Raw genomic sequence first — 11,194 nt, 5'->3', positions numbered from 1 at the left:
CTGGGCAAGCAACCGCAAGCCCGCGCTCACCGGATCAATACCGAGATTCGTCTGAAAGAAGTTCGTTTGACTGGACTTGATGGTGAGCCCTTGGGCGTCGTCGAAATCCATGATGCACTGAACTTGGCCCTTGAGGCTGGAGTAGATCTGGTCGAGATCAGCCCTAATGCTGAACCGCCCGTTTGCCGAATCATGGATTACGGCAAATTCCTCTACGAGAAGAGCAAGACCACCAAAGAACAGAAGAAAAAGCAGAAAGTTGTCCAGGTCAAGGAAATCAAATTCCGTCCTGGTACAGACGAAGGCGACTATCAGGTAAAACTACGCAACCTGGTTCGCTTTTTAGAAGACGGGGACAAGGCGAAGGTCACCCTGCGCTTCCGCGGTCGTGAAATGGCTCACCAGGATCTTGGTATCAAGGTACTGGAGCGCGTCAAGAACGATCTGGAAGAGCTGGCCGTAGTCGAGTCGTTCCCGAAAGTCGAAGGCCGTCAAGCTGTGATGGTTCTCGCACCTAAGAAGAAATCTTAAGGCCCACAAGAAATTGACTCATGGGTTCGCCCCATGAGTCGGTTCGCCTTGCGATTTTGTTGTCACTCACAATGCGGAGTATAAAATGCCGAAGATGAAAACCAACCGGGGTGCTGCAAAGCGCTTCAAGAAGACTGGCTCAGGTCGCTTCAAGTGCAAGCATAACCACCTGCGTCACATCCTGACCAAGAAGAGCAGTAAGCGTAAGCGTAAGCTGGGGCCGAAGTTCATGGTTTCTGCTGCCGACCACAAACGTGTTGTCGCTTGTCTGCCGTACGCATAAGGGGGATGTGAAAAATGCCAAGAGTTAAACGTGGTGTGACTGCTCGCGCTCGTCACAAGAAAGTAATGAAAGCCGCCAAGGGTTACTACGGCGCCCGTTCCCGTGTCTACCGCGTAGCGGTACAAGCGGTAACCAAAGCTGGTCAGTATGCCTATCGTGACCGTCGCCAGAAAAAGCGTCAGTTCCGTCAGCTGTGGATTGCACGTATCAACGCTGCAGCCCGTCAGAATGGTCTGTCCTACAGCCGTCTGATCAACGGTCTGAAGAAAGCGTCTATCGAAATCGATCGCAAGATCCTGTCCGATATCGCTGTTCACGACAAGCTGGCTTTCACCGCCCTGGTTGAAAAGGCTAAAGCAGCGCTGGTTTAATCCGGTTCTGTTATGAAAGATAAAAGGAGGCCCAGGCCTCCTTTTTTGTATCTGCAATTCATCGAATTCTGTTACCAGACCCGACTGTTACCTCCGTATATCTGCAATATGATGTCACATATGCCAACAAACTAGTGTTGTCGCCCCATATTTAACGGGGGGAGGGGAGCAAGTCAGCCTCTTACCCGATAACAAAATGATTTCTCGGGAGAAAAGGCTACCTTAACTATGGTCAGCCAAGGGGCTTTTTTTGTATTATCCCCCTCTTGACCTTATTTAGCCTACAGGCTCCTGTTTCGGGAGTGGTGACGAGGAAGACATGCAACAGCTTGAAGAAGTAGTCGGCCAGGCCAAGGCCGAAATTGAGGGCGTCAATGACGTGGCGACCCTCGACGAGATCCGGGTCAAATATCTGGGTAAAAAAGGCTTTTTTACCGAGCAGATGAAGACCCTGGGTGCCTTGTCCGCCGAGGAGCGTCCCGCAGCCGGCGCCGTGATCAACCAGGCCAAGCAGCAGGTGCAAGATGCCCTGAATGCGCGCCGCGATGATCTTGCCGCCCAGGAGCTGAACCAGAAGCTGGCCGCCGAGACCATCGACATCAGCCTGCCGGGCCGCCGCATCGAAAACGGTGGTCTGCACCCGGTGACCCGCACCATTGAGCGCATCGAACGTCTGTTTGGCGAGATGGGTTTCAAAGTGGAGCGCGGTCCCGAGATTGAAGATGGCTTCCACAACTTCGATGCGCTGAACATTCCGGCTCATCACCCGGCGCGTACCGATCACGATACCTTCTACTTCAATCCCGATCTGATGCTGCGTACCCACACCTCAGGTGTGCAGATCCGCACCATGCAGCAGCAACAGCCGCCAATTCGCATTATTGCGCCGGGCCGCGTCTATCGTAACGACTACGACATGACCCACACCCCGATGTTCCATCAGGTCGAAGGTCTGCTGGTTGACGAGCATGCCAGCTTTACCGAGCTGAAGGGGATTTTGCACGACTTCCTGCGCAACTACTTCGAGGAAGACTTGACCATTCGTTTCCGTCCCTCCTACTTCCCGTTCACCGAGCCGAGCGCTGAAGTGGACGTGATGGGCAAGAACGGCAAGTGGCTGGAAGTGCTGGGCTGCGGCATGGTGCACCCGAACGTGCTGCGTTCGGTCGGCATCGATCCGGAAAAATACTCCGGCTTTGCCTTCGGCATGGGCGTTGAGCGCCTGACCATGCTGCGTTACGGGGTCAATGACCTGCGTGCCTTCTTCGAAAACGATCTGCGCTTCCTCAAGCAGTTCAAGTAAGGGCGAGAGAACATGAAATTCAGTAAATCCTGGGTGATGGAGTGGGTCCGCACCGAGTTGAGTGATAACGCACTGGCCGAGCAGATCACCATGGCCGGCCTGGAAGTGGACGCCATCGAGGCAGTCGCCGGCCAGTTCAACAATGTGGTGGTGGGCGAAGTGGTCGAATGTGGCCAGCATCCGGACGCCGACAAGCTGCGGGTGACCAAGGTCAACGTGGGCGAAGCCGAGCTGCTGGACATCGTCTGCGGCGCGCCGAACTGCCGCATTGGCCTGAAGGTCTGCGTGGCCAAGGTCGGGGCGACCCTGCCGGGTGATTTCACCATCAAGAAGGCCAAGCTGCGTGGCCAGCCGTCTCACGGCATGCTCTGCTCCTTCAGCGAGCTGGGTATCGACGTCGAAGCCGACGGCATCATAGAGCTGCCGAGTGATGCCCCCATCGGCACCGACATTCGCGACTACTTGAATCTGAACGACGTCGCCATCGACGTGGACTTGACCCCGAACCGGGCCGATTGCCTCGGCATTGCAGGTCTGGCCCGCGAGATTGGCGTGCTCAACAGCGCCGACGTGGTCGAGCCTGTCTGGGCGCCTGCCGTTGCCACCATTGATGCGACCTTCCCGATCCGGGTCGAGGCACCGGCGGATTGCCCGCGCTACCTCGGCCGCGTCATCAAGGGGCTGAACCTGCACGCCCAGAGCCCGCTCTGGATGCAAGAGAAGCTGCGCCGTGGCGGCATTCGCTCCATCGACGCTATCGTCGACATCACCAACTTCCTGCTGTTGGAATATGGTCAGCCGATGCACGCCTTCGACCTGGCCAAGCTGGAAGGGGAATTGGTAGTACGCCGCGCCAAGGCCGATGAGCCGATGACCCTGCTGGACGGTACCGAGGTGAAGCTCAAAGAGACCACCCTGGTGATTGCCGATACACAAGGCCCTGCCTGCATGGCCGGTATCTTCGGCGGTGATCGCACCGGTGTGTCCGAGTCCACCACCGATATCCTGCTGGAGTGCGCCTTCTTCGCGCCGCTCTCCATCACCGGCCGGGCCCGTGCCTACGGTCTGCATACCGACTCTTCCCACCGCTTCGAGCGCGGGGTCGATCCCGAGCTGCAAGCCAAGGTGATGGACAGAGCCACCCGTCTGCTGCTGGACATTTGTGGCGGAGAGTGCGGCGGTGAAGCGGGCCCCGTCATCGAGGTCAAATCCGATGCCCATCTACCCAAGGCTGCCCCCATCAAGCTGCGCCGTGCCAAGCTCGACAAGGTGATCGGCATCAGCGTGGCCGATGCTCAGGTGCTTGAGATCCTGACCCGCCTCGGCATGCAGGTGACGGTGGATGCCGACGGTTGGACCGCACTGGCCCCCTCCTGGCGTTTCGACATCGCCATCGAGGAAGACCTCATCGAGGAAGTGGCCCGCATCTACGGCTACAACAAGATCCCGAATCTGAAACCGGCCGCCTCTCTGGCGATGGTTGAACAGGCCGAAGGCCAGGTGACCCTCAAGCGGGTCCGTGACCTGCTGGTCGACCGCGGTTTCCAGGAAGCCATCACCTACAGCTTCGTGGATCCCAAGGCTCAGCAGGCTCTGTTCCCCCAGAGCGATGCCCTGGTGCTGCCCAATCCAATCTCGGTCGAGATGTCCGCCATGCGCGTCTCTCTGTTCCCGGGGCTGGTGCAGGCGGTGGTCTACAACCAGAACCGCCAGCAGGGCCGTGTGCGTCTGTTCGAGCAGGGCTTGCGCTTCATCAAGGACGAGCGTGCCGAAAACGGCATCCGTCAGGAGCCGATGCTGGCCGGCATCATCACCGGCAACCAGAGCGACGAGCACTGGGACATCAAGAGCCGCGGCGCCGACTTCTTTGATTTGAAAGGGGATCTGGAAGCCGTGCTGGATCTCACCGCCGAAGGGGCCAGCTTCAGCTTCGAGCGCACCGAGCACAGCGCCCTGCACCCTGGCCAGAGCGCGGCCATACTGCGCAACGGCGCCGTCATCGGCCACATCGGCGTGATCCACCCGAGCCTCGAGAAGAAGCTGGGTCTCAAGACCCGTGCCATCATGTTCGAGCTGGAGTTGAACAAGCTGATCCCTGCCAAGGTGCCGGTTGCGGCCGAAGTGTCCCGCTTCCCGGCCAACCGCCGCGACATCGCCGTGGTGGTCGACGCTGCGGTTCTGGCCGGTGATGTGCTCGCAGTAATTAAAAAAGTTGGCGGAAATCAGTTAGTTGGAATAAACTTGTTTGACGTATACCAGGGTGCTGGTATGGCAGAGGACAAGAAGAGCCTGGCCATCAGTCTTGTATTGCAAGACACCCAGCGCACCCTGGAGGAGAAAGAGATTGCCGAGACCGTAGACAATGTCGTGCGGGCCCTCGGTGAAGAGTTGAATGCATCCTTGAGGGATTGATCTATGGCGCTTACCAAAGCCGACATTGCAGAGCACCTGTTCACCCAGCTCGGGATGAGCAAGCGTGAAGCCAAAGATATGGTGGAAGCCTTCTTTGAGGAGATCCGACAGGCGCTGGAACGCGGCGAACAAGTCAAAATCTCGGGCTTCGGTAATTTTGATCTTCGTGAGAAGAACCAGCGTCCAGGACGTAACCCCAAGACGGGCGAAGATATTCCCATCAGCGCCCGTCGGGTGGTGACCTTCCGCCCCGGCCAGAAACTCAAGGCCAGGGTTGAGACGGTCGAACCCAATGAGTCTTGAGTTAACTAACGAAAAGCCAGGCGTCTGCCTGGCTTTTGCTATGTCATGATCCGCGCGATTTTTCTGTTGGCCAGCCTGCTGGCCGGCACGGCTCACGCCATGGTGCTGCCGTTGCCCCCCTCGACCCAGCACTATGCCTCGTCCATTGACCAGCTCACCTTCTGTTATCCCAGCCTGGTGCGTTCCCCCTATCTGGAGAAGAAGGGGGGGTTTTTGATGGATCAACTCGACAGGCTGGCCAACACACTGCCGATCTCTCTGGTCAAGATACGACTCGACAGCTGGGAAGCGGTTCGGGACGGGTTGCGATCCGGGCGTTGCGATCTGGTGCCGAGCATAGGTCCTGCCCCGACACCCCGCGCGGGTTACCTCTATAGCCGCACCATACTCGAGTCCGAGTCCGCCATTCTCTACCGCGGCAAACTCAATAACGCCATCTTTCTGGTATCCCCCGTCTGGCAGCAGAGCAAACGTCTGAGCCGGCTCTACCCCAGAGCCACTCAGCTGACCCTCGCCAATCCCGATCGCTGGTTTGAGGCACTCAAGGCCGGCGAGGGGAGTGCCTATCTGGGCGACTATTTGCAACTGCGCCATCTGATGCGGCAAAACCCGGCCGAAGGGTTGCGGCTAAGGCGACTGCGCAGTGATGATTGGGTCATTGGCTACCGGCTGGAGATGGGGGATAAGCCCGAGCTGAAGCGCCTGGTCGACACCGGCATTCGCTATCTGACCCCGGGCGCCCTCTATCAGGATCTGGAGCGCTATCTGGCCGATGGCAAGCAGACCATCAACCCGGTGCACTTTACCGATGAGGAGCAGGCCTGGCTGGCAGGGCGGGGTAGCCGGGTGCGGCTGGTGATCAACCCGGACTTGATGCCCTATAGCGGCGTCGATGATCAGGGCCAGCTCAGGGGCTGGAGTGGCGATGTGCTGCGCTGGGTGGGTCAGCAGACCGGCTTGCGGTTTGAGACAGTGCCCGCTGCCAGCCGGGAAGAGGCGCTGGACAAACTCAGGCGTGGGGAGGCCGACATGATGGCTGGCCTGCTCGAATCCCCTCGTCTTGGTCAGGAGTTCGAGTTTACCCGCACCATCGCCGAGAACCGTTTCGCCCTGGTTTCCCTCAAGTCCAGGCAGATCAAGCGACTGAGCGAGCTGAGCGGCGAGCGGGTGCTGGTGCCGACCAGCCTTTATGATCCGGACATGCTCTCCGGCTATGGCAATGCCGCCTGGGTGCGGGTCGATGATGTGGATCAGGGCCTGAGCGAACTGCGCAGCGGCAATGCGGACTGGTTGCTGAGCGAGCTGTACCAGTTGCAATACCCCCTGCGCAGCAATCAGTTGACCGAACTCAATGTGCGTGAACTCGATGACAGCTTTGCCCTGAGCTTTGCGGTCAACCGCCAGCATCTGTTGCTGGCCAGCGTGCTGGATCAGGGGTTGATGACTCTCAACCGCGAGCAGATGGCGGAGCTGACCCAGCGCTGGCACAGGCTCACCCTCACCCAGCAGAGTGGCGTCAGCTACTGGGTGCTGTTCGGTTCGGTGCTGCTGGCGCTGTTGATCAGCGCCGCCGTGATAATGCTGATCTGGCGCTCTCGCCAGCAGCTCTCCCAGGAGGTGGCCCAGCGTCTGGCGGCGGAACAGGCTCTGGCCGTCGAGAGCCGGTTTCGTGAGTCCCTGTTCCAGGCCCTGCCGGTCCCCGTGTTCCTGCGGGATGGCAACGGCGACATCATCAAGCGCAATAAACGTGGCAAACGGCTGGAGGCCCGTCATCCAGGCCCGCTGACCCTGCCGGCCCCCGAACAGGGTGCCACCGAGGGGGAGTTGACCCTGGGAGAGCGGGTCTTCTCCTACGCCCAGATACCGCTGCGCCTCGGCCACCAGGGGCCCGCCGGGGAGCTGATTGCGCTCTCCGATATCAGCTCACTGCGCGAGCGGGAGCGATTCTCACGCCAGGCGGAGCGGCGCTTGCGGGCGCTGACCAATACGGTGCCCGGCATGGTGGTGCAGTTCCTGCTGCGCGACGGTCTCCTCGGCGAGCTGGAATTTGTCAGTCGTGGCAGCTTCGAGCTGCTCGGGGTATCGAACAATCGACTGCGCCGTGAGCCCCTTGATGCCCTGGCCGCCCTGAACGGCAGAGACAGGTATCAGCTGCAGGTGGATATGCCCGCCATGCTGGAGGCGGGTCAGCCCTTCTCCTATGTCCTGCGATATCAACATCCCGCCGAAGGGCTGCGCTGGTTGCAGTTCCATGGCCGGGGGCGGCGCCTGGATGAGGATGGCTGGCGGGTCTACGGCGTGGTGCTGGATGTGACCATGCGGGTGGCTCAGGAGCAGGCCCTGCAACGATCCCATGCCAGGGCGGAGCAGGCGATGCAGGCCAAGGGTCGTTTCCTTGCGGCCATCAGCCATGAGATACGCACCCCCATGAATGCCATTCTCGGCTGGCTGGAGTGGCTCGCGACCACCCCTCTGTCCGATCAGCAGCAGGGGGCCGTGACCAGTGTGCGTCAGGCCGGGGATGAGCTGCTCGGCCTGCTCAATGATGTGCTCGATTTCAGCCGCAATGAGAGCGGCAAGTTGAGCCTGGCGCCACAACCGACGGATCTGGCGCTGTTGTGCGAGCGTGTCATTGCGGTGCACTGGCCCAAGGCGCGTAACAAGGGCCTGCAGTTGAGGCTGAAATTGAGCGCTGACTTGCCCAACCGGGTCGAGATTGATCCCCACAGGGTGCAGCAGCTGCTGCATAACCTGCTCTCCAATGCCATCAAGTTCAGCACCCGGGGCACTGTCTGCCTGTGGGCCGATCTGCAACTCGATGGGGGCAAATCCTGGCTCAGGCTCGGGGTTGACGATCAGGGACCCGGCATTGCGGCAGAGTTGCTGGCGCGACTGTTCGAGCCCTTCGAGCAGGGGGAGGTCAGTGGTCAACTCAGGGCGCAGGGTACCGGACTCGGCCTGGCCATTTGTCGCCAACTGCTCGAACAGATGGGCGGCACCATTGCCATGACCCCGGGTCTGGGTGGCGGCAGCCGCTTTACCGGCAAAGTGCCTCTGCTCGTATCGGATACGGAGGCAGCCAGGGAGAGCACCGTCACGCGGCTGGCCATCAGTTTGCCGGATAGTGAGCGCGAGGGGGTGGATCCCTGGTTGGCCCGTTATGGGTTGACGCCGGTCGCACCGGAGGAGGGGATCCCCTGCCTTGGCACGCAGCTCGATGAGCATGGTTTGCTGACCTGGCGCTGGCAGGGCAAGAGTTGGATACCCGGCACCCTGGTGAGCCTGTTGCAAGAGGATGTCAGCGAGGCCATGAGCGTCAATCTGACCCAGGCTGGGGTGGGACTGCGGGTGTTGCTGGTCGAGGATCACGACATGAACAGAGCGCTGATCAGCATGCAGCTCCGTCAGCTCGGCGCCCAGGTGTGGTGTGCGAACCATGGGCTGCAGGCCCTCGACATGCTGCGGGAACACCCCGTGGATCTGGTGTTGACCGATCTGCAGATGCCGTTGATGGATGGCGCCGAGCTCTGCCAGCAACTCAGGGCTACTGCCGAGCACAAGGCACTGCCCATCTATATCGTCACCGCCGATGTGAGTGAGCAGGCGGTGCTGCGCCTGACGGCTTGCGGTTGCACTGGTCGCCTCGAAAAACCCCTGCGTCTGGAGACCCTGGCCGCGCTGCTGCACCGGATCCCGCGGGCATTGCCGTCCCCTGGGGATGAGCCGGGATCCCGGACTGGGTCTGCGCCGGACAGGCAGAGCCCTATCCCTGAGGGTCGGTTGGCCATGCCACTCCTGAGCGATGAGTTGATCGCTCTCTACCTGACCACCACCACCGCAGACATCGACAAGTTGGCCGAGGCCCTTGCCTGCCAACAAGCCACTGAGAGAGATGCGTATTTACACAAGATCAGGGGGGCTGCGAAAATGGTCGCGGCCCAGCCTCTGCTGCAGGCGATGGCTCGCTGGCACAGGGAGCCCGAGCTACCCCTGATCCTGTTGCTGCGCCAGGCCCTGGATGAGACGGCGCACCAGCTGACCGAGAGACAAACTGATGATCATCACAGATGAAGAGCTGATGGCTCTGTTGGAATCCCCGACAGAACAGGAGTCCGGTTTTCATACCCTGACCCTGTATGCCCTGGATAATAACGCTTATGAGGCGGCCAAGGCTGCGGGGTTACCCGACTATGTCTCCCTGTGGCGTGCCCGACCCGATGCCAGCTGGCAATGGACAGGGTTGTTTGCCACCGGTGCCATCGCCTTGTATGACCCAGGCGAGCATGCTGGCACGGAGTACTTTACCGCCATGACGCAGGATCACGAGGGGGTTTGCCGTCTCAGCCAGGATTGGCAGGCGGCCCTCGCGCTGCGTCAGCAGCAGTGGCTCGCCTGGCTGGCAGATTTCGAGCTGCTGCTGCTCGAAGACCACCCTTTTCAAGGTGCCCAGTTGCAGCAACAGATCCAGCAGCTGGGTCTGCCGTGCCGCTGGGTGCAAGATGGCGCCAGCTGCCTGGCGCTCCTGGCCGAGGGCAAGACCCGGCTCTTGCTCTGTGACTTGAGTCTGGCGGAGCAGGATGCCATCAGTCTGTTGCTTGCCAACCGTCAATATCAGAGCTTGCCGATCATCTTGCTCTCCGCCCATGAGCAGACCCTGATCGATGGCAGCCGTCGTCTGCTCCATGACGCCGGTTTCAATGTGCTGGCCGCCCTCGCCAAGCCGCTCCAGGGCGAAGAGCTGCTGCGCCAGCTCAAAGGGCTCTATCTTGGCAACCAGCGGCTGCGGCGGCTCAAGGGGCTGCGCCGCACGGTGCGCAACTGGCAGGGGCAAGGGATAGGCACACTCTCTCTCAAATCCAATCCCCCCTTGCAGGGCGCGCACTGGTTGCCTTTCACCGGCTGCGCAACTGACTGGCAAGCACTCAAAGCCTGGCTTGACAGCCTGGATCGCACGCCTCAGGCGCTCACCCTGGTGATCCAGCGCCGGGATGCCCTGCTCGGGGATCAGGCCGCCTTCGCCCTGGTGCTGCAAGCCAGTCTGGCGGGGGTCAAGCTGGCACTGTTGCTCGATAATGGCGAGCACTTGCCATTCGATCTGCTCGAGCGCTTGCCGTTTCAGCAGTTGCTGCTCGGCCAGCCTCTCTTGCAGGAGTGGGAGCGGGCGGGGCCAGACTCTCTGCTTGGCCGCTTTATGGCGCGGGTTCGTGAGATAGGCATCGACATCTATCTGGATGACAGCGTCAAGTTGCTGGATGAGGAGAGTTGGCGCACCCGGGGTGCGGCGGGATACTGGTAGGTGATCCGTTATCTCTGCTGGCCCCAGGACGAGGCCCGGCTTGCGCGCGGACTCGCCGGTTGGCAGCCGGCGCTGACCCGTGCCGATCTGCCGCTGGCAATGACCCTAGGGGGGACGGTGTGCCACCTTACGGAGTTGGGGCCCGCCGATGAGACACGCATCGTGCAAGCGTTCGAGGAGCTGAGTCAGTACAGCGTCTACCTGCGCTTCATGCGCGCCAAGCAGCATCCCACCGCCGAGCAGGTGGCCTTCTTCCTCCAGTATCCGAGGGATAGACAGATCTCCTTGTTGCTCAGCGACAGCCGGGGCGCCCCCCTGGCTCAGGCTCAGTCAATCCGTCGTCGCCTGCATCCGGACAGAGCCGAGTTTGCCTGTATCGTCGCCGATCATTTTCAACACAAGGGTGCGGGTCGTCGCCTGTTGCTGGCCCTGGCCATATTGGCGCGGGGGGAGGGCATTCGCGAGTGGACCGCCGAGGTGCTGGCCCAGAACAGACCCATGCTGGCGCTGCTCAAGAGTCTGGGGCTGCCGCTCACCTTGGTGACGGGGCGTGAACTCATCTTCGTGCGGCTCGATCTCAGCGTGCTGGATCCCTGGCTGGGGTTGCCGGGTGTTGGCCGATGGACTGCCCCCACCGCGCGGTTCTAAGACCAAGGGCGAATAGGCCCCCTCAGGGCGCCTGTGTTAAGGTCTCT

At 60.7% G+C, this 11,194-nt stretch carries 9 protein-coding genes; all 9 read left to right on the top strand.

Features of this window, described 5'->3' with window-relative positions:
- The 9 genes from infC to M2367_RS06455 all read left to right on the top strand — a co-directional run bounded on the left by infC (position 1) and on the right by M2367_RS06455 (position 11,147).
- On the top strand, positions 1-531 hold the full coding sequence (gene infC, locus M2367_RS06495; protein WP_259236227.1) for a translation initiation factor IF-3: 531 nt from the start codon (positions 1-3) through the stop codon (positions 529-531).
- A gap of 85 nt (positions 532-616) precedes the next feature.
- The gene (gene rpmI, locus M2367_RS06490) at positions 617-814 is read left to right on the top strand and encodes a 50S ribosomal protein L35 (protein ID WP_005315535.1); all 198 of its coding nucleotides are present in this window, start codon (positions 617-619) and stop codon (positions 812-814) included.
- Between the two features lie 14 nt (positions 815-828).
- Complete coding sequence (gene rplT / locus M2367_RS06485) at positions 829-1,185, top strand: 50S ribosomal protein L20 (RefSeq protein ID WP_005300683.1); 357 nt, start codon at positions 829-831, stop codon at positions 1,183-1,185.
- A gap of 319 nt (positions 1,186-1,504) precedes the next feature.
- Positions 1,505-2,488, top strand: coding sequence for a phenylalanine--tRNA ligase subunit alpha (gene pheS / locus M2367_RS06480; RefSeq protein WP_224432855.1), 984 nt, complete (start codon positions 1,505-1,507; stop codon positions 2,486-2,488).
- Positions 2,489-2,500: 12 nt separating this feature from the next.
- Positions 2,501-4,900 (top strand): phenylalanine--tRNA ligase subunit beta, encoded by a 2,400-nt coding sequence (gene pheT, locus M2367_RS06475; RefSeq protein WP_259236180.1) that lies wholly within the window; start codon positions 2,501-2,503, stop codon positions 4,898-4,900.
- 3 nt (positions 4,901-4,903) lie between these two features.
- A complete protein-coding gene (gene ihfA / locus M2367_RS06470; protein WP_005908994.1) occupies positions 4,904-5,203 on the top strand; it encodes an integration host factor subunit alpha in 300 nt (99 codons plus the stop codon).
- A gap of 45 nt (positions 5,204-5,248) precedes the next feature.
- Positions 5,249-9,274, top strand: coding sequence for an ATP-binding protein (locus M2367_RS06465; protein WP_259236179.1), 4,026 nt, complete (start codon positions 5,249-5,251; stop codon positions 9,272-9,274).
- A complete protein-coding gene (locus M2367_RS06460; protein ID WP_259236178.1) occupies positions 9,258-10,499 on the top strand; it encodes a response regulator in 1,242 nt (413 codons plus the stop codon). Before M2367_RS06465 ends, M2367_RS06460 begins: the two co-directional genes overlap by 17 nt.
- Positions 10,500-11,147 carry a GNAT family N-acetyltransferase gene (locus tag M2367_RS06455; RefSeq protein WP_259236177.1) on the top strand — a complete coding sequence of 216 codons (648 nt, stop codon included), beginning with the start codon at positions 10,500-10,502 and terminating at the stop codon, positions 11,145-11,147.
- Positions 11,148-11,194: the final 47 nt, after the last annotated feature.

Origin of the sequence: Aeromonas sp. BIGb0445 (genome assembly GCF_024809075.1) — a bacterium.
Lineage (GTDB): Bacteria > Pseudomonadota > Gammaproteobacteria > Enterobacterales > Aeromonadaceae > Aeromonas > Aeromonas rivuli.
The sequence above is the reverse complement of the archived record's forward strand: the minus strand, read 5'-3'. Positions and strand labels throughout refer to the sequence as shown.